Annotated in this window: 19 protein-coding genes; 3 read left to right on the top strand and 16 right to left on the bottom strand. The window is 62.8% G+C overall.

The window, feature by feature from the left end; translation table 11 throughout:
* Positions 1–70: 70 nt before the first annotated feature.
* The 11 genes from flgL to flgB all read right to left on the bottom strand — a co-directional run bounded on the left by flgL (position 71) and on the right by flgB (position 10,987).
* Complete coding sequence (gene flgL, locus AC1PPK_RS09490) at positions 71–1,261, bottom strand: flagellar hook-associated protein FlgL (protein ID WP_481117572.1); 1,191 nt, start codon at positions 1,259–1,261, stop codon at positions 71–73.
* Between the two features lie 11 nt (positions 1,262–1,272).
* Complete coding sequence (gene flgK / locus AC1PPK_RS09485; RefSeq protein WP_481117571.1) at positions 1,273–3,225, bottom strand: flagellar hook-associated protein FlgK; 1,953 nt, start codon at positions 3,223–3,225, stop codon at positions 1,273–1,275.
* 80 nt (positions 3,226–3,305) lie between these two features.
* Positions 3,306–4,274: a flagellar assembly peptidoglycan hydrolase FlgJ gene (gene flgJ / locus AC1PPK_RS09480; RefSeq protein WP_481117570.1), complete on the bottom strand. Its 969-nt coding sequence runs from the start codon at positions 4,272–4,274 to the stop codon at positions 3,306–3,308.
* A complete protein-coding gene (locus tag AC1PPK_RS09475; RefSeq protein WP_481117569.1) occupies positions 4,274–5,383 on the bottom strand; it encodes a flagellar basal body P-ring protein FlgI in 1,110 nt (369 codons plus the stop codon). The genes flgJ and AC1PPK_RS09475 overlap by 1 nt, the downstream gene beginning before the upstream one ends.
* An 11-nt stretch (positions 5,384–5,394) precedes the next feature.
* Positions 5,395–6,072: a flagellar basal body L-ring protein FlgH gene (locus tag AC1PPK_RS09470; protein WP_481117568.1), complete on the bottom strand. Its 678-nt coding sequence runs from the start codon at positions 6,070–6,072 to the stop codon at positions 5,395–5,397.
* Positions 6,073–6,095: 23 nt separating this feature from the next.
* The gene (gene flgG / locus AC1PPK_RS09465) at positions 6,096–6,881 is read right to left on the bottom strand and encodes a flagellar basal-body rod protein FlgG (protein WP_481117567.1); all 786 of its coding nucleotides are present in this window, start codon (positions 6,879–6,881) and stop codon (positions 6,096–6,098) included.
* 137 nt (positions 6,882–7,018) lie between these two features.
* Positions 7,019–7,759: a flagellar basal-body rod protein FlgF gene (flgF, locus tag AC1PPK_RS09460; protein ID WP_481117566.1), complete on the bottom strand. Its 741-nt coding sequence runs from the start codon at positions 7,757–7,759 to the stop codon at positions 7,019–7,021.
* Positions 7,760–7,779: 20 nt separating this feature from the next.
* Positions 7,780–9,450, bottom strand: coding sequence for a flagellar hook protein FlgE (locus AC1PPK_RS09455; protein ID WP_481117565.1), 1,671 nt, complete (start codon positions 9,448–9,450; stop codon positions 7,780–7,782).
* A gap of 12 nt (positions 9,451–9,462) precedes the next feature.
* Positions 9,463–10,146, bottom strand: a complete 684-nt coding sequence (locus tag AC1PPK_RS09450) for a flagellar hook assembly protein FlgD (RefSeq protein WP_481117564.1) — start codon at positions 10,144–10,146, stop codon at positions 9,463–9,465.
* Between the two features lie 18 nt (positions 10,147–10,164).
* Positions 10,165–10,569: a flagellar basal body rod protein FlgC gene (gene flgC / locus AC1PPK_RS09445; protein WP_481117563.1), complete on the bottom strand. Its 405-nt coding sequence runs from the start codon at positions 10,567–10,569 to the stop codon at positions 10,165–10,167.
* Between the two features lie 10 nt (positions 10,570–10,579).
* On the bottom strand, positions 10,580–10,987 hold the full coding sequence (gene flgB / locus AC1PPK_RS09440; protein WP_481117562.1) for a flagellar basal body rod protein FlgB: 408 nt from the start codon (positions 10,985–10,987) through the stop codon (positions 10,580–10,582).
* A gap of 325 nt (positions 10,988–11,312) precedes the next feature.
* Between flgB and flgA the strand changes: the two genes are divergently transcribed.
* From flgA to AC1PPK_RS09425, 3 genes are all read left to right on the top strand, one after another.
* Positions 11,313–12,017 carry a flagellar basal body P-ring formation chaperone FlgA gene (flgA, locus tag AC1PPK_RS09435; protein WP_481117561.1) on the top strand — a complete coding sequence of 235 codons (705 nt, stop codon included), beginning with the start codon at positions 11,313–11,315 and terminating at the stop codon, positions 12,015–12,017.
* Positions 12,018–12,103: 86 nt separating this feature from the next.
* On the top strand, positions 12,104–12,418 hold the full coding sequence (gene flgM, locus AC1PPK_RS09430) for a flagellar biosynthesis anti-sigma factor FlgM (protein WP_481117560.1): 315 nt from the start codon (positions 12,104–12,106) through the stop codon (positions 12,416–12,418).
* A gap of 6 nt (positions 12,419–12,424) precedes the next feature.
* Complete coding sequence (locus AC1PPK_RS09425; RefSeq protein WP_481117559.1) at positions 12,425–12,904, top strand: flagella synthesis protein FlgN; 480 nt, start codon at positions 12,425–12,427, stop codon at positions 12,902–12,904.
* Positions 12,905–12,946: 42 nt separating this feature from the next.
* Here the strand turns inward: AC1PPK_RS09425 and motD are convergent, their stop codons facing one another.
* The 5 genes from motD to flhF form a co-directional block, all read right to left on the bottom strand.
* Positions 12,947–13,843, bottom strand: a complete 897-nt coding sequence (gene motD, locus AC1PPK_RS09420; protein ID WP_481117558.1) for a flagellar motor protein MotD — start codon at positions 13,841–13,843, stop codon at positions 12,947–12,949.
* A gap of 4 nt (positions 13,844–13,847) precedes the next feature.
* Positions 13,848–14,588, bottom strand: a complete 741-nt coding sequence (locus tag AC1PPK_RS09415) for a flagellar motor protein (RefSeq protein WP_481117557.1) — start codon at positions 14,586–14,588, stop codon at positions 13,848–13,850.
* Between the two features lie 20 nt (positions 14,589–14,608).
* Positions 14,609–15,382, bottom strand: coding sequence for an RNA polymerase sigma factor FliA (locus tag AC1PPK_RS09410; RefSeq protein WP_481117556.1), 774 nt, complete (start codon positions 15,380–15,382; stop codon positions 14,609–14,611).
* 114 nt (positions 15,383–15,496) lie between these two features.
* Positions 15,497–16,282, bottom strand: a complete 786-nt coding sequence (locus AC1PPK_RS09405) for a MinD/ParA family ATP-binding protein (RefSeq protein ID WP_481117555.1) — start codon at positions 16,280–16,282, stop codon at positions 15,497–15,499.
* Position 16,283: 1 nt separating this feature from the next.
* Positions 16,284–17,864 carry a flagellar biosynthesis GTPase FlhF gene (gene flhF / locus AC1PPK_RS09400; RefSeq protein ID WP_481117554.1) on the bottom strand — a complete coding sequence of 527 codons (1,581 nt, stop codon included), beginning with the start codon at positions 17,862–17,864 and terminating at the stop codon, positions 16,284–16,286.
* Positions 17,865–18,014 lie beyond the last annotated feature (150 nt).

Raw genomic sequence — 18,014 nt, 5'->3', positions numbered from 1 at the left:
GCTGCTGCAGGCAACCAAGCTCAGGCTCAGCCCGACCATCCCCCAAGATGGCAAACTTACCCGCATTGGCTTAATTGATGTAATTGAAGAGGGACAGATTGCTGACCTTCATGAAACTCTGCTGGGCCGCCTGCAGGTAGATCTGTTGTTGAGAAAGGTTGCTCACGGCCGAAGCGTAGTCCGCATCCTGCAGGCGCGACAGGGTTTCGCTGTACTGCACGTCCAGGCTGCTGCCAATGTTCTGCTGTGTCTCCACTTCCACCATACGGGAACCAACCCCGGCCTGTACGCGCGAAACGCTGTCCTGTGCCGCGTCCATGCCGGCAATCGCCTGAAGACCGCCGAAGCGGGTCACGGCGGAGTTGCCCGATTGCAGGGCTGTCGCGAAGTTGCCCACGATGTCGAAAGCGCTGGCCACCGTGCTGACCGAATAACTGTCGCCGGCAGCCGGCACACCGCTCAGCGTCAGGGTAACGCCGCCGAAATTGAGGGTCGTATCCGAACCACTGGTCGTCACGGTCGGCGTAATCGGCGCGGAATGGGTGGGGTCGGCGGTGGAGTCGAAGACCTGATAGGTCGGCCCCGCCCCCACGCTGATATCGTATGCATGGTTGTTGTAGGCGCTCAAGCTCATGCCGGAAACCAATGCCGAACCGGTGTTGCCAGCCGCACTGAGCGCAAAGGCCGAACCGGTCGGTGCCCGCAGGGTGTTGAAGATCTCGTCGCCGGAGCTGGTGACCGGCAGGTTGCGTGACGAGGAAATCTGCAGCGTGCGCGCCCCTTGATCACCCTGGTAGGTCATGCCGGTCGTCAGGCTGCCCACGAAGGGCTGGGTGTTGCTGGTATAGCCGCCGAAGATGAACTCGCCGGTGGAGTCCTGGCTATTGGCCAGCCCCTGCAGCGAGGAATACTGCTGAGTGATGTCGGCAGCAATGATCCTCTGCTCATTGGTCGAGTAAGCGCCGTTGCCGGATTCGACGGCACGGGTACGCACATAGGTCACCAGATCCGTGACCGCACTCAACTTGCTGTCCACGAGCTTGAGCTGGTCCGCAGCATAGCCCTGGTTGGACGTATATAGCGCATTGACGCTTTTCGACTGGGTCACCTCCAGCGCCCGGGCCGAGGCAACGGGATCATCCGACGGCGCCAACACCCGGCGACCGGTGGCAACCTCTTTCTGGCTCTTGATCAGTTGGCTGTTCTGCGACTGAATCTGCGAAACGCCGCTGTCAAAAATCATGCCGGTGGTGACTCGCATGATGGTGCTCCTTACTGGCCGAGGGCCAGCACTTGGTCGAAGAGTTTGGAGGCAATGCTCATGACCTTGCCCGCCGCCTGGTATGCCTGCTGATAACGGATCAAATTGGCCGCTTCTTCATCGAGATTGACCCCCGCCACCGACTGCTGGGCCTGAGTCGCCTGATCCACCAGGCTTTTCTGCGCGTCGCTGTTCACGCTGACTTCGCGGGCCTTGTTGCCCACCGAGCTGACCAACTGGGCGTAAACCGACTGAAAAGTCGCCGACGGCTGGCCGCTCGCGGAAAGCAGCACCTTACTCGTCTGGAGATTGCCCAACAGAACCGCATTGCGGCTGTCCGACACGCCTCCCACATTAGGAGCCAGTGTGAAAGTATCGTTGGCTTGCGGGGCTCCATTCATTGCGAAGGAGACGCCCCCCACGCTGATCGTCATTCCGCTGGAGTACGGGATGGAGGCAACCGGCGCGGTCACCGTTACCGCCGAACCTCCTGCCGGCGTATAGGTTACCGGCAGACCTGCCGGGAAACCGGTCAATGTACCTGCCGTATAGGTCAGTTTCAGCGGCGCTGCAGCGGTACCAAAACTGGCCAGATCGGCCGTACTCGACACCACTGGTGCCGTGATGCTGGCCGACCCCAGATTGGAACTGGTGGACGATGCGGTCACCGGCGCCGCAGCCGCGATCATGCGGGTATCGGTAATGGCAACGTCGATGTTGGCCGCGGCATTACGGGTGGGCTGAATGACGAAACTATCCCCCGCCTTCGATGCCGCCGGCGGGGTGATCGACAGGCCGACCGTAGCTGGGCTGACCGACATCCCATCGGAAAGGCGGGTCAACGAATAGTTGCCGATAGCGTCCGTGAAGACGAGCTTGTAGTCGTCACCGGTCAGCTTGGAGACATCGTTGAACTGCACGCTCGGCGGAGTCGTCGTATTGCTGGAATCACCAAGGACAGTGGTACCGGGTACCGTGAAGAAGGATGTACCCAGATTCCCGTTGAGATCCTGGCCCAGTGCATGCTGGGCGTTGAAGGCGGAGCTCAGGCCGACGGCGATCAGACCGAGCTGGTTCTGGGTTGCATCCAGAGATTCGGAACGCATCGCCAGCAGGCCTCCGAGCTTGCCGCCTCCAAGCAGGCTCTCCGGTACAGTCAGCGGAGCGCCGCTTGGCGTGATGATATTGACGTTGAGGCGGCTCGGGTCGGTGGTGGACGGACGGGCTTCCAGCTTGGTGGCATTGATACCAACTACCAACGGCTGGCCGGTACCAATGAAGACCGACATGGAGCCGTCGCCCGCGGTGGTGGTGGACACACGCACCAGCTGGTTCAGCTCCTTCACCAATTGATCACGCTTGTCGAGCAGATCGTTGGCCGGCTGGGACGAGCCGGCCTGCTGAGCGATAGCGATCTGGCGATTGACGTCGGCGATTTCCTGCGCGTAAGTGCTGATCGAGGTCACCGTATCCTTGATCTGTCCCTCGACGCCGGAGCGGATGTCATTGAGGCGGGTGGCCAGGTTCTTGAAGCGGTCCACCAGGCTCTGTGCGGTGGAGATCATCGACTGGCGGGCGGGAATACTGGACGGGTTGGCTGCCACTTCCTGCACGCCCTGGAAGAAGGAGTCCACCGCGGGCTCGAGACCCACGGTGGAATCCGCCAGCATGTTGTCGATCTGGCTGATCTCCACGCTGTAGGTGTTGTACTCGTTGTACTTGGTGTCGGCGGACATCACCTGGTTGGTCAGGAAGCTATCGTAGGCTCGCTTGATCGTATCGATCTTGGTCCCTTCACCGAAGAAACCGGCGCCGCTGAACATCGCCGGGTTGGTGCTCTGGACCGTCAACTGACGGCTGTAACCGGCCGTTCCCGCATTCGAGATGTTGTGGCTGGTCGTGATGAGCCCCGCCTGGGCGGCGTTGAGTCCGGTGAGGCCAATATTGAAGATGCTGCTGCCCATGATCCGCGTCCCTGATTCGGAGGTATCTACGGCAGACTACGCAAGAACTTTGCCAGCCATGAAGCGGCAAACACCGCCGCTCAAGCGCTGGGGGTGGAACCTGCCGCGAGGGCGATCTTGAGGGTATTACCGTTGATGATGCGGGCAAGCTTCTCCGCATACATGGGATCGGTAGCGTAACCGGCGGCCTGCAGGCCACGGGCAAAGCGGGTCGCATCCGTCTGGCCGACCACCGCAGCGTAGCGCGGGTTGCCGCCGATCAGGCGGGCATAGTCGCGGAAAGACTCCGCGTAGGAGCCATAGGCGCGGAAGCGGGCACTCTCCGTCGTCGCCTGCCCATTGCGGTGCTCGGTGGTGGAGGTACTCACCGTGGCCCCGGTCCAGCTACGCCCCGCCTTGATGTTGAAAAGGTTGTAGCTGGGCGTGCCGTCAGCATTCTTCAGCTCGTGCTTGCCCCAACCGGTCTCGAGGGCCGCCTGAGCAACCAGGAAACGGGCCGGAATACCGGTGGCCTTACTGGCCTCGACGGCCTGTGGCCAAACCTTGTCGACAAAGGCCCGGGCCCGGCTGCCGGCCGGCAGCCCCGACAGTTGCGGGGCAACGGCACTCGATGCATCCGCAGCCGGCAAGCTTGCGGCAGGATTTGCCGCCTCACCACCGGCCTTTGCCGCCGGCGATACTGCGGCATCGAAGTTCCGCCGGATCGTCGGCTCCAGGGGCACCGGACCGTCCGGCAGGGTCACCGACTCCCGCCCCTGGGTCATCTGCCGCTCGATGACTTTGGCGAGCCCAAAACCACGGCCGCGGGTGGAAAGCTGCATGGACATCTGCTGGTCGAGCAGAGACTGGTACATGCGCGTCTCTTCGCTATCGAACATGCCGCCCTTGGGTGTCGCATCGCGCATCGACTTCATGACCTGTTGCACGAACAGAGCCTCGAACTGGCGGGATGCTTCCTTTATGGCTTCCGGCGAATTGTCCTTTGACAGGCGCTTCAGACCGGACAGCGTGTTCGGATCAAGGGCATTGATCTGGCTGAAATCCGCCATCAGATCACCTCGAGTTCGGCCCGCAGCGCGCCGCTGGCCTTCATGGCCTGCAGGATGGCGATCAGTTCGAGGGGGTTGGCGCCGACCGCATTGAGCGCCTTGACCACATCTGCGAGATTGGTACCGGCCTTGATGTTGAACAGCGTGCTGCCCTCTTGCTTGATATCCACGGAGCCCTTGTTGGTGACCGCGGTTTGACCACCGGACAACGCACCAGGCTGGCTCACCTGCTGTTCGTTATTGACCGTCACGGTCAGGCTGCCGTGGGCTACGGCACAGTTCTGCAGCGCCACCTTCTGGTTCATGACCACCGACCCGGTCCGCGAATTGACGATTACCTTGGCGGCCTGCACGGCCGGCGTCACGTCGAGGTTCTCGAGACGGCCGAGAAAAGCCACGCGGAGATTGGGATCCTCCGGCGCCAGCACCTGGATCTGCCGCCCATCGACAGCCTGGGCGGCACCGGGCGCGACGCGGTTGATGGCATCGACCACGTTCTGAGCCGTGCCGAAGTCAGCGTCGTTGAGTTCGACGAATACGGAATCCCCCTGCCCGACAGGACTCGCCACCGCGCGCTCCACCGTGGCCCCACCCGGGATGCGTCCGGCCGACAGGTGATTGACGGTCACTTTGGCGCCGCCTGCCGAACCGCCGGCACCACTCACCGCCAGGCTGCCCTGGGCCATCGCATAGATCTGTCCGTCGGCCCCCTTCAGCGGCGTCATGACCAGGGTGCCGCCTTTCAACGAGCGGGCATTACCCATCGACGAGACCGTCACGTCGATCTGCTGGCCCGGACGCGCAAAAGGCGGCAGGCTGGCGGTAACCATCACCGCCGCGACGTTCTTGAGCTGCAGGGACTGCCCGGGCGGCAGCGTGATGCCCAGGTTGCCGAGCATGTTGATGATGCTCTGCACGGTGAAGGGCGTCTGGGTGGTCTGGTCGCCAGACCCATCGAGACCGACGACCAAGCCATAGCCGATCAGCTGGTTCTGCCGTACGCCACCAATCGACGCCAGATCCTTGAGGCGCTCGGCCCGAGCCGGGGTGCCAACAGCCAGACTGGCCACGACGACAAGGGCCAGCCACAGACGGGACAGGAAAGACATGATCACGCCCTTCAGAAAGGCATCACGTTCACGAAGAAACGCTGCAGCCAGCCCATGTTCTCGGTCTCATCGATATAACCGTTGGCCCGGTACTCGATGCGCGCATCGGCCACCTGGGTCGACTGCACGGTATTACCGCCAGTCATGTACACCGGATTGACGACGCCTGAGAAACGGATGAATTCGTTGCCCTGGTTGATGGCGATCTGCTTCTCGCCGGACACCAGCAGGTTGCCGTTGGCCAGCACCTCGATGACGGTCGTCGTGATCGTACCGGTGAAGGCGTTGTTGGCCGCCGCGTCGCCCTTGCCGCCGAACTTGCTCGCGTCGGATGCCGTCGCCCCGAGCCCGTTGAGCGCGCCGGCCAGCGGCACCTTGGCCAGGCCGGACAGCGACGCGCTGAGACTGGAATTGCGCTCCGCCGTTGCCGACGACTTCTTGCTTGCGGCAGTCTGCTCGACGAGGTTGATGGTGATCACGTCGCCGACGAAGCGAGCCCGCCGATCTTCGAACAACGGACGCGAGAAGCTCGGCTGGAAGATCGAGCCTCCTTGGGACGCCTGGGCCGTCCGCGGCTCCGGACGGATGGTCATTGGCTGATGGACGGCGGTCGGCGGCGTGCTCTGTAGCGCGGCACAGCCGCTCAGCCCAGCGAGCAACAGCACGAAAAGGGGACGGGACAGAAACACGGTCAATCTCCGCGGCTCAGGACTTACAGGGAGGTCAGCTTGCCGAGCATCGCATCGGACGTGGACACCGCCTTGGAATTGAGCTCGTAGGCGCGCTGAGTCTGGATCATCAGCACCAGTTCCTCGGCGACGTTCACGTTGGAGGATTCCACGTAGGTCTGGTTGAGCACACCGACGCCATTGGTGCCCGGCGTGTTCGGATTCGGCGTGCCGCTGGCCGCGGTCTCGAGGAACAGGTTTTCACCGACACTCTGCAGGCCGCCGGGATTGACGAAGCTGGCCACCTGAATGTTGCCGATCTGGGAAGGTGCGGTCTGGTTGGGCAGGGTCACCGATACCACGCCGTCCTTGCCGATGGTCAGGGACAGTGCGTTGGAGGGAATCGTGATGGCCGGCTGCAGCGGATAGCCGCTGGAGGTCACGATCTGGCCATTGGAATCCTTCTGAAAAGCGCCATCCCGCGTGTAGGCGGTGGTGCCGTCGGGCAGCAGGATCTGGAAGAAGCCCTCACCGTTGATCGCCACATCCAGCGCATTACCGGTCTGCGTCAGCGAACCCTGGGTGTGGTTGCGTTCCGTCGCGATAGGCCGCACGCCAACACCGATCTGCAGGCCGGACGGAATCGTCGTCTGCTGCGTCAACTGGGCGCCGGGTTGGCGCAGGTTCTGATACAGCAGGTCCTCGAAGACCGCCCGTGAACGCTTGAAACCATTGGTGGAGACGTTGGCCAGATTGTTGGAGATGACGTCCAACTGGGTCTGCTGGGCCTCGAGGCCGGAAGCGGCGGTCGAGAGGGAACGGATGAGCATGGAGGGCTCCTGGTGTCTGGTTACTGCACCGGCAAGATCGACCGATGCAGTGGATTCGATACTAGACAGAGCAAGAGGTGTTCCAGCCTCGGAGCAGACCAGAAAAGCCCCTTCTATTCCGGTTTCGTCAGCGCCGCTCAGCTCTTGGAAACAAGCTGCGTGGCAGACTGATCCATCTCCTTGGCGGTCGTCAGCATCTTTGTCTGCATTTCGTACTGGCGGGACAGGGAAATCATCGACACCATCTGCTCGACAACATTGACGTTGCTGCCCTCCAGATAGCCGGCGGCAACCTTGACGGCAGGATCTGCCGGCGCCTGGGCACCATTTGCCAGGCGGAACAGCCCATCGGCGCCACGCTGCAGATCCTGCTCCGGCGGATTGACGAGTTTGAGCTGATCCACGGCGCTGGTGTTGTTGCGGGAGCCCGAGCGTTGCACCGTCGACAAGGTGCCGTCGGCCCCCAATTGCACTTCCACATCCGGCGGAATCGTGATCGGCCCACCGTTGCCGAGCACCGGCAAACCGCCGCGGGTCTGCAGGATGCCATTGGGGCTGACTTCGAAGCTGCCGTTGCGGGTATAGCCCTCGGTGCCATCCGGCAACTGCACGGCGAACCAGCCCTTGCCCTGGATCGCCATGTCCAGCCCACGCCCGGTACTCTGCAGCGAACCGGAAGAGAAATCGTCCGACACGCTGGCGTCGACGACGAAGGCCCGGGTCGGCAACAAGGCGTTCTGGACCGGCACCGCACGCAGGCGATGCAGCTCTGCCTTGAAGCCGGTGCTGGTGGCGTTGGCCATGTTGTGGGCAACGGATGCCTCCTGCCCCATCGTGGAGGAGGCGCCAGTCATCGCGGTATAGATCAGACGGTCCATGGCTTATCCCGGAAGGTTCATCAACGCAGGTTGACCAGCGTCTGCAGCACCTGATCCTCGGTCTTGATGGACTGGGCATTGGCCTGGTAGGCACGCTGCTGGGTGATCATGTTGACCAGTTCGGCGGTCAAATCGACGTTGGAATCCTCCAGGGCGCCAGACTGGATCACCCCCAGCACGCCGGTGCCCGGGGCATTGGGCTGCTCCGGCCCGGAGTCGCTGGTGGACACCCACTGGTTGCCGCCGATGGACTTGAGGCCGTTCGGGTTCTGGAAGCTGACCAGATACACCTGCCCCATGACCCGTGACTGACCATTACTGAAGTTGCCCAGCACCGTGCCGTCGGCACTGACGCTCAGGCCCGACAGCTTGCCGGTGGTGAAGCCATCCTGGGTCAGCTGGTTGATCCCGTAGCTGTTGCCGAACTGGGTCGTGCCGGCCAGATTGACATCAAAGCTCAACTGAGTGGTTGCACCCGTCGTGATGTCGTAATTGACCTTGACCTTGGAGCTCGGGCTCTGCACATAGGCCATTTGGGTCGGATTGGCCGGATCGATCTGGTAGAGGCTGCTGCTCTGGAAGACACCGTTGCTGTCAAAACTGATCGACATCCAGCGGTTTTCGGTGGTGGTCTGAGGGGGTGTCTGGGACTGGGCCAGCGCCTGGGCATCCGCGTTGATCTGCGGCGGCAGCCCGTCCAGACTGCTGTATACGTCCCAGGTGTTGGCCTGGGCGGTCTTCACGAAATACAGGGACTGGGTGTGCGGATTACCGAGAGAGTCGTAGACAGTCTGGGAAGTGGAGCTGGTGTAGCTGGACGGATCATTGATGCTGAAGCTGGCATTGCTGCCCTGTGTAGTCGTCGTGGGCAGCAAGGAAGCCAATGTACCGGTCACCGTGATGCCGGACAAACGACCCGTACGAGCCGACGTGAACGTGATGGCCGGGGTACTATCGCCCGACACCTTGATACGCCCCTTGAGGGAACTCTGATCGATTGCGGTCTGGATCGCCGCAGCCAGGGATCCCACGTCGCTGTAGGTTCCAGCCGGGAGGTTTACCACCGTGGAGCCGGTTTCACCATCGAGCTGGAAGGTCAACTGGTCGGTCGAAGCGATCGTGAAGGACGGAGAGGGCCCCGTCAGCGAAGTGATCGCCGCGCTGGTACCCGACGCCGCAGTGAGCGACTTAGGCGTGGCCGAACGGGAGTCCAGATTGACGTTGTAGCCGGCATTGCCGGTCGCCTGGGGCTTCGCATCGCTGAGATTGAGCTTGAGATCGCCGGTCGCCCCCGTCAGCACGCCGTTCGCGTCGGCAACCTTGCCGGTCAGGCGCAAACCCTGGGCATTCACGATGTAGCCGTTCTTGTCGGTCTGAAACTGACCGTTCCGGCTATAGGTAATGGCCCCTTCGTTATCCATACGGAAGAAGCCCTGGCCATTGATCGCCAGATCCAGTCCATTGGTACTGGTCGTGATGTTGCCCTGGCCGAACTGCTGGGCAACCTTGGAAACCTGCGCGCCGATACCCACCTGGGTCGCACCACTTGCCAGTGAGGCCGCGAACACGTCGGAAAACTGGGCAACGGCTTCCTTGTAGCCGACGGTCCCGGAGTTGGACACGTTATTGCTGATCGCTTCAAGGGCCTTGGACGCAATCGACAGGCCGCTCAAACCTTGTTGGAATCCCATTTTCGTCTCCGCTTACAGAATCTGCTTGATATCGGACAGACCAACGGTATTACCCGACCCCACATCCAGCGACACGCTGCCCGTGCTGGAGCGCAGCACGCTATTCACCGTAGTCAGCGTCAGCGCTGTTGGCTTGACGTCGGTATCGCCACGGGTCGCGCTGACACTGATCGTGTACTTGCCGTCGGCCGCGACGCTGCCGTTGTTGGTTTTGCCATCCCAAGCAAAATTGTAGACCCCGGCCTCATCGACGGCGCCCAGTTCCATCTTGCGCACCTCGTTGCCGCTGGAGTCCTTGATCGTGACCGTCACCCTGTCGGCGGGGCTGGTGACCTCGAAGCCGCCGTAAGCCTTGCTGCTCGACAGGGCCAAGGAATTGCCCGAGACCATCACCCCCTTGCCCACCAGCGCAGCAGCTTGCAGCGCGTCGCCGGACTGGGACTGATCAAGCAGGGAAGTCAGCGTCGCATTGAGCTTGTCGATGCCACTCACGGTGCTGATCTGGGCCAGCTGCGACGTCATCTGCGCATTGTCGGTGGGGTTCAGCGGATCCTGGTTCTTGAGCTGCTCGGTGAGCAGCTTCAGAAAACGGGTCTGCGCATCGTCGGTCTTGCTGGTGGATGTCGTCGAGGACTTTTGCAGCGCAGCCAGTGCATCCGCAGCAGTGGTCGAAGTGCTGGAATTGACGGTACTCATCATCGTGCTCCGTTACGCTTACTGGCCGATGGCCAGGGTTTTTTCCATCAGGGACTTGGCCGTTCCCATGACCTCGGCATTGGTCTGGTAGGCACGGGAAGCCGAAATCATGTTGGTCATTTCCTCGACCACATTCACATTCGGCAGCGCCACGTAGCCTTCCCCATTGGCGGCCGGGCTCTTGGGGTCGTACACCATGCGCATCGGCGCAGCGCTTTCGACAATCTGTGTGACCTGCACGCCCTGGGCACCCGGCCCGGCCATCGGCGTCGCCGCGAAGACCACTTGCTTGGCCTTGTAGGGCTGGCCATTGCTCGAGGTAATGCTATCGGCGTTGGCCAGATTGCTGGCGGTCGTGTTGAGACGCAGGGATTGGGCGTTCAGCGCACTACCGGCCACATGGAAGACGTTGAGCATGCTCACGATGCGCTCCTTACTGACCCTGGATGGCTTGCTGCATTGAGCGCAGCAGACCGTTGATGAACGTGATGCTGGCTTGATACTGGACCGAATTCTCGGCAAACGCGCTGCGTTCCGCATCCATGCTCACCGTATTGCCGTCGATGGCGCCCTGCTCTTCCGTCCGGTACTTGAGGCTGGCATCCAGCACGTTGCCGGCACTGCTGCCCGGCAGGTGAGCGACAGACGTCGTGGTGAGGGGCAGCCCACTCGCCTTGCCCCCCAACGCGCCATTCAGGGCTTCACGGAAGTCGACGTCACGGGCCTTGTAGTTGGGCGTGTCGGCATTGGCGATGTTGGAGGCGATCACCTGCTGGCGATACGCCCGCACGTTCAACGCCGTCTGATGGAAGCGCAGTTCGTTGTCCAGTCGATCGGCCATTCGATTCACCTTTAAAGTTTGTTCCCTTCGGTGCCGTTACATTATTGGTTCAGTAAGGCACCGCGATCTTCGTACGTTTCAATGCACCTTCCGTGCCAAGCACTCTACGCGGCAACGGGCCACATCGATGGCCCAAACAGGCGGTAAATCCGGCATCAATTTGATGCATGTACGCAGCCCCTCTCGGCCGTCACGGCAAACATTGCCGCCCAAACCGGCAAACGCCGCCCACCTCAAGCCATGATCGGCAGAAGGCCATCTGTTTTCTTCGCACTTCGGCGCCGAACGTGGTCGAATAGGGACACACTTTTCCACTCTTCGCTCCATGAAGTCCGTAGTTTGTCACCTGCTGTCCGTACTGGCTCTATTGGGGCTGGCACACCCATCTCAACCCGCGTTCGCGCGCCAGGATCCGGCTCCCGTACGCGCCGAGGTTACCCGTTTCCTAAACATCCAGAGCCACAGCCTGCCCGGCGAAATCAGCATCCAAGTTGGCGATTTTGCCTCCGACAACGTTTTGCCGGCCTGCCTCCAACTGGAAGCCTTCCTGCCGCCCGGCAGCCGGCAATGGGGCCGCCTGACCGTCGGCGTGCGCTGTCTTGCACCAAGCACCTGGTCCGCCTACGTGCCTGCCGAGATTCGGGTCAAAGGCGTTTATCTGGTTACGGCGACGCCCGTGGTCGCCGGGCAGGTCATCGGCCCCAACGATCTGCGTCGTGAAACCGGCGAGTTGAGCGCCCAGGCCACAGATGTGCTGACTGATCCTTCCCAGGCTATCGGCTACGCCACCCGGGTCTCCCTGGCGGCTGGCAGGCCGCTCGCCGCCAGCCATCTGCGCCTACCGCCTGCCGTCGTTCAAGGGCAACCGGTGAAGGTCATTTCCCGGGGGGCCGGGTTCGAAGTCGCCAACGATGGGACGGCCCTCAGCACCGCCAGCGACGGTCAGGGTGCGCAAGTCCGCCTGAGCACCGGGCAAGTGGTACGCGGCGTGGCGCGCAACGGCGGGTTCATCGAGATCATCACGCCTTGAGGCGTTCCCCATAGCACCCGAACGGGTTAAAGTTTTGGCCCCATGAGTCGTTGACTCGAACGACTTCTGGAAGAAAGGGCAAGACCGTGAAGATAGACAATTCCGTCAAATCGGCCGGTGGCCTGCCGTCCAACGACGGGCGGACCCGCGCCTCCAAAGACGCGACCAAGTCCCAGGCATCGAATGGCGATACCGACAAGGTGGAGATCTCCTCCCTCTCATCACGCCTGCAGCATATGGAGGAAACCATCGCCGGGACTCCCGTGGTGGACAGTGCAAAGGTCGACGAAATCAAACAGGCAATGAGCGAAGGGCGTTTCAAGGTGGATACCGGCAAGGTTGCCGACGGCCTGATTGAAAGCGTCCGCCAGATGCTCTCCACGCAGACCGGCAAAGCCTGATAGAAGATGGCAACCGTCGATCAGAACTTCATCCATCGCCTCGCTCTTCTGATCGGTGAAGAACGCACTGGCTTGCAGCAATTCGTCGCACTGCTGCAGCAGGAGGAAGAATTGCTTGTCGCCGGCAAGATCGACGCACTGACCCTGCTGGCCGAGGAAAAAACGAGCCAATACCGTGCCCTGCAACGCCTGTCGGATGACCGAACGGTGATGTTCACGCGGGCTGGCGCCAGGGTTACCAACGAGAACATCCGGCTTGCCCTCGGCAACCTACCTGAAGCGCTTGCCAACTGGGACCATGTGATCGCCCTGGCGAGTGAGGCCAAGGAACGCAATCGCGTCAATGGGCAGTTGATCCTTGAACGCCTGCAGAACAATCAGCAGGCCCTGAGCACGCTACTGGCCGCCGCCGAACATCCGCAAATCTACGGTCAGGACGGCCAGTCGCGGCCAACGGGGGGAGGACGACACCTCGGCTCGGCCTGAACAGGTCGTTCTCGACGTCTGCCGTTTGGCTGATTCAGCCGCTCATCGACGCGCGCCCGGAGCTGGAGTCACCGCCGACGGCTCACTGGCGGCGGCACCCGGCATGGCGGCAGGGGGCTGCGGCGGCAGCGCGGTCGGCGGCAGGATGGAGTCAGCCACGCCCGATGCCTTGACGGGCTTGCCGGGCTCCGGCTCAGCTACCCGGGACTCGATCAGGATAGTGACACGACGATTGCGGGCACGCCCGTCCGGAGTCCCATTGTCGGCAACCGGACGCTGATCGCCGTAACCTGCCGCCGTTAGGCGAGCCGGCTGCACGCCACTCTCGACGAACAAGCGCACCACGCTGGATGCCCGCACGGCCGACAGCTCCCAGTTCGACGGGAACATGGGGGTTGCGATCGGCGTCACGTCGGTATGCCCTTCGACCGTGATTGGAAACTCCGCCCCCGCGAGCACCTGCGCAACCGCGCGCAGCGCACGTACGGCATCGGGTCCGAGTTGGGCGTATCCTGGCGCAAAGAGGACGCTGGCGTTGATCTCGACGGTGATCCCGAACGCCCCTTCGGTAACCCGTACCTGTCCATCGGCTACCAGCGGGGCCAGCACCTTGCGGATCTCTTCGGCCATGTTGCGCACCCGCTCGGCCTTCGAGCGGCGCGCCTCATCGGTCTCGCCGGCGGCATTCGGCGGCGTTGCAGTACTCGGACGGATAGATGAGATTGGATTCGAAACGATCCGCGGATTCTCGCTGTTGGCGATATTGCGGAAGGCGTTCACCACCGAGTCGGACATGATCCGGTACTTGCCCTCATTGAGGGACGAAAGGGAATACATCACCACGAAGAAGGCGAACAACAGGGTGATGAAGTCGGCGTAGGAGACCAACCAGCGCTCGTGATTCTCGTGCTCGTCTTCTTTTTTTCCACGCCGCGCCATGCTCTCAACCCACGTAGCCGCTGAGACGACGTTCGATGATGCGCGGGTTGTCGCCGTTGGCGATCCCGACCAGTCCGTCGAGCAGCATCTCGCGCATGGAAATCAGCGTACCGATGACGGCCATGAGCTTCTTGGAAACCGGCAGAAAGATCAGGTTGGCCGAGCCTACGCCATAGATCGTTGCAACGAAGGCGACGGCGATCCCCGAACCGAGGCGCGACGGATCGGACAGGTTCTCCATCACATGGATCAGGCCCATCACCGCGCCCAGGATACCAATGGTCGGCGCATAACCGCCGGCTGCCTCCCAAACCTTGGCCCCCTGCTTCATCTGGGCCTCCCAGGTATCGATATCCACCTCCAGCACATCTCTCAGGCGCTCCGGCTCGACGCCATCCACCAACAACTGCAGGCCCTTCTGGATGAAGGGGTCTTCAAGGGCCGGAATCTGTGCCTCCAGCGACAGCAGCCCTTCCTTGCGAGCGACATGGCTCCACTCGACGATCTGGGCGATCAGTTCGGCGTGGTTCAATGCCGGCGGCACGAAGACCCAGCGGATCATCCGAACCCCTGTCCGGAAAACCTGCAATGAGCTTTGCAGCATGACCGCCCCCAGGGTACCCCCAATGACGATCATGAAGGCAGTGGGCTGAATCAAGGAGCCAACATGCCCGCCTTCGAGTACCTGGCCGATGAGAATCGCCGCCAGAGCAAGGGTGATCCCGATGAGACTGATGCTGTCCATGCGTGCCCTCTGGCCGTGGTTCAGGACGCCGCGGGACGTCGGCCGCGGGCACGACCGTCGGCCTTGGCCTTCGCCATGCCCTGCGCCACGCCCGAGATACGAGCTCGCAACCTGGCGATGGCCTGACTATGTAGTTGACATACGCGCGACTCCGATACGCCGAGGACCTCGCCGATCTCGCGCAGGTTCATGTCTTGTTCGTAATACAGCCCCATCACGGTCTGCTCCCGCTCCGGCAGGTCGTCGATAGCCCTCACCAGCACGTCGCGCATGCTTCCCTCGAGCAGCAGAGTCAGGGGATCATTGCCTTCCAGCGTGATGTGACGCTCCAGATAGTCGTCTTCCCCGTCGCTGGTGAAATCCTCGAAATACACCAGCTGGTAGCCTCGCGCCTCCTGAAGCATGTGCTGATAATCGGAGAGGGGAAGCCCAAGGGAGTCGGCCAGCTCCTTCTCCGTGGGTGGGCGGCCGTTCTGTTGTTCCAGCTGGTGCACGGCCGCCTCGATGCGCCGCATGTCCCGCCGCAGGCTGCGCGGCAGCCAGTCGTTCTCGCGCAAGCCGTCGAGCATGGCACCACGGACACGCTGCACCGCGTAGGTCTCGAATTGCGCCCCAAGACCTTCTTCGTAGCGATTGATCGCGTCGAGCAGGCCCAGCATGCCGTTTTGAATGATGTCCTCGACCTGAACGCTGGCCGGCAACTTGGCCATCAGGTGATAGGCGATGCGCTTGACAAGCGGCGCATACTGGACGACGAGCTGTTCTTTATCGAGGGTGCCGGAGGCGGTGTACATCTTTCATCAGCTTTCTGGTCTGAGTTGCCGGGGCCGTCCGCATGTTACGAGACAGCCACCGGCAACGCTACGCTTCTCTACGCCCCGTGCGACACAATCCACAAACAGGTCGAATCAGCCCGCCATTCCGGCCTGGGCCGACCAGGCCCGCAGGCGCCGGATGAAGGCGCTGGCACCTTCCGCAGGATGACGGGCGCCCAGGGGCGTCGTCATTGCCTCGGCCAATGGATCACGCTCCACCTCGCCCCGCCATGCGAGCGGCAAACCGACGTGGCGTGAACTGAAATCCTGCAGGCTGGCGAACAGGGCGGTCGCATCGGCCCGGTCACGGGCGCCGCTGACGGCAATCTCCAGGGAGCCCGCCCCGGCGGCGGCCAACCCCTTTATCCATTGACAGGCGCCACGCGCCCCCACGCCGCTGGCCTCGACCACCAGCAGGCGTCGCCCCGCAGCACGGGCAAAAGGGGTCAGACGACGGGCATCGCCGACCGTATGGATGGCCAGCAGATCGGCACGACGCTGCAATTCGGCGATACCGGCCTCCAACCGTGCATGGTGGCCGGCGCCAAGGAGAGGAACGGCCTGCACCGTAGCCGCGGCCGGCACGACCCACAGACCGTCAGCCACTTCACGCATCGTCTCGGTGACATCGAGCTGCCCCTGCAGCGCTCCGAGCAGATCACCCCCTTCCGGAAAGCCGAAAGCAGCCAGCAGAGAGCCCCGCTCGGGTGCATGTTCGTCGATCGCCACCACACGCCGCGCGCCGTCGGTCAGCGCCAGCAACGTCTGTACGGCCAGATCGCGGGGCGAGCGGCCCGATGCGAACAACGCCACCACGGCAGAGGGCGTACGACGGAACAGGCGACGCAGACCGGCAGCCTGATCGGAAGCGTGCAGCATCTTAGAGGCCTCCCCTCAAACTGGCACTCCTCTTGCCGCCCGTGGCCAGCAGCAGGCCGGCCTCCAGGGGGTCGAGACGGAACGGCGAGGCGACGGGCAACTCGCGCAGCGCCTGGCCGAGGAGCTTGTCCCGATTGGGCAGATGCAGATCCTCCGGCACCCGCTGGCCGTTGGCCACGTAGAAAACTTCCACCTGACGGCGGACCGCCACGTCGAGGACCGGCGCCAGCGACATGGCCTCGTCCATCTTGGTGAGGATCACCCCAGCCAGATCGTCGCCAGCATAGGCATCGACCACGTCGTCGAGGGTATCGCCACGGCTGGTGGCATTGAGCAGCAGCAGGCGCGACACCTTGCCGGCCCCCGTCAGCATTGCGGCCTGCTCGGCCACCATCTTGTCGCGCTGGCTCATGCCCATCGTGTCGATCAGCACCATATGCTTGTCACGCAGACCGGCCAGGGTTTCACGCAGATCTGTCGCGTCACGCACGACAAAGACCGGTACGCCGAGAATCCGGCCATAGATGCGTAGCTGTTCGTGGGCGCCGATCCGGTAGCCGTCAGTGGTGATCAGGGCCAGCTTGTCGGCCCCGTGGCGCACGACGCAGCGTGCGGCGAGCTTGGCCGTGGTGGTGGTCTTGCCGACGCCGGTAGGGCCAACCAATGCATACACACCGCCCCGGTCGATGATGTCCACATCGCTGGCCATCGAACGGAAGCGCTGATCGAGCGCCGCCTGCAGCAGGCGATGGGCCTCCTCCGGCGCCTCGTCTTCAGGCACCTCTTCGGCCAGCTCGCGGGCCAGCACAGCAGAGAAGCCCGCCTCCAACAAGTCACCGATCAGCCGGGTGCGTCCCGGTGCGGTACGGGCCATTTCTCCCCAGGCAAAACCGGCAAGCTGGCGCTCGAGCATGCCGCGGATCGCAGCCAGTTCATTGGCCATCTGGGAATTGGCATTCTCCAGGGCGCGGATACGCGCCTCCTCTTCAATACCGGCCGGACGCTGGCGTGCTGCGTTGTCGCGGGACGGCACTGCCTCCCGTGGCGGCGTCGGCTCACTGCGCAAGGGCGAACGCGGTGCCGACGTCTGCGGCGCCACCGCATGCTCCGCCAGCGGACGGCGAACCTGGGCCGACGCTGCATTGAACACATCGCGGTTCAGCTCGACCCGCGGCGGCGTGAAGTTCTGCACCGCTGGAGCAGGGCTCTGCACTGCCGGGGCCGGACGCTGCGGGGCCGGGCGCGGTGCTGCCTGCACGGGAGCCACCGACGGGACCTGCTGACGATTGCCCGCAGCCCTCGACAGGCTGACCCGGAAATCGTCATCGAAAAAATCCTCCGGAGCCTTCGAAGCCTTCGGAGCCGCCGCAGGTGCCGCTGCGGGGGCCGACGCAGCCGATGCCTGGCTGCGGGCACGCTGGGCCGATTGCATGCTGGCCACATCACCAGCCGGCAACGCAAGAATCTCCACGCCTCCATTGGCCGCGCGATTGGAAAGCACCACCGCATCCGGCCCAAGATCCTCCTTCAGCATGCGAAGGGCTTCGCGAGCGGTTTTGGCAAAGTAGCGCTTGACGTTCATGCTCCTGTCTCCGGGAACGAAGGCCCTCACGGTCTGGGCGGATGCAAACGCCAGCGGGCACTTCGGTACTCTTGATTATCTCCGGTTCGCCGCATTTCAATGACGCGGAAAAGACAGGTTTTAAGGTGCTATTCCTACGCCGTAGTCAGC

It is taken from the genome of Zoogloea sp. JDB1 (genome assembly GCF_056724025.1).
Note: the sequence above shows the minus strand (reverse complement) of the source record. Positions and strands in the feature narration are given on the sequence as shown.

Coding starts and splice junctions, on each gene's coding strand:
- flgL (WP_481117572.1), bottom strand. CDS start 1,261: ATGCGAGTCACCACCGGCATGATTTTTGACAGCGGCGTTTCGCAGATT.
- flgK (WP_481117571.1), bottom strand. CDS start 3,225: ATGGGCAGCAGCATCTTCAATATTGGCCTCACCGGACTCAACGCCGCC.
- flgJ (WP_481117570.1), bottom strand. CDS start 4,274: ATGGCGGATTTCAGCCAGATCAATGCCCTTGATCCGAACACGCTGTCC.
- AC1PPK_RS09475 (WP_481117569.1), bottom strand. CDS start 5,383: ATGTCTTTCCTGTCCCGTCTGTGGCTGGCCCTTGTCGTCGTGGCCAGT.
- flgG (WP_481117567.1), bottom strand. CDS start 6,881: ATGCTCATCCGTTCCCTCTCGACCGCCGCTTCCGGCCTCGAGGCCCAG.
- flgF (WP_481117566.1), bottom strand. CDS start 7,759: ATGGACCGTCTGATCTATACCGCGATGACTGGCGCCTCCTCCACGATG.
- AC1PPK_RS09455 (WP_481117565.1), bottom strand. CDS start 9,450: ATGGGATTCCAACAAGGTTTGAGCGGCCTGTCGATTGCGTCCAAGGCC.
- AC1PPK_RS09450 (WP_481117564.1), bottom strand. CDS start 10,146: ATGAGTACCGTCAATTCCAGCACTTCGACCACTGCTGCGGATGCACTG.
- flgB (WP_481117562.1), bottom strand. CDS start 10,987: ATGGCCGATCGACTGGACAACGAACTGCGCTTCCATCAGACGGCGTTG.
- flgA (WP_481117561.1), top strand. CDS start 11,313: ATGAAGTCCGTAGTTTGTCACCTGCTGTCCGTACTGGCTCTATTGGGG.
- AC1PPK_RS09425 (WP_481117559.1), top strand. CDS start 12,425: ATGGCAACCGTCGATCAGAACTTCATCCATCGCCTCGCTCTTCTGATC.
- motD (WP_481117558.1), bottom strand. CDS start 13,843: ATGGCGCGGCGTGGAAAAAAAGAAGACGAGCACGAGAATCACGAGCGC.
- AC1PPK_RS09415 (WP_481117557.1), bottom strand. CDS start 14,588: ATGGACAGCATCAGTCTCATCGGGATCACCCTTGCTCTGGCGGCGATT.
- AC1PPK_RS09410 (WP_481117556.1), bottom strand. CDS start 15,382: ATGTACACCGCCTCCGGCACCCTCGATAAAGAACAGCTCGTCGTCCAG.
- AC1PPK_RS09405 (WP_481117555.1), bottom strand. CDS start 16,282: ATGCTGCACGCTTCCGATCAGGCTGCCGGTCTGCGTCGCCTGTTCCGT.
- flhF (WP_481117554.1), bottom strand. CDS start 17,864: ATGAACGTCAAGCGCTACTTTGCCAAAACCGCTCGCGAAGCCCTTCGC.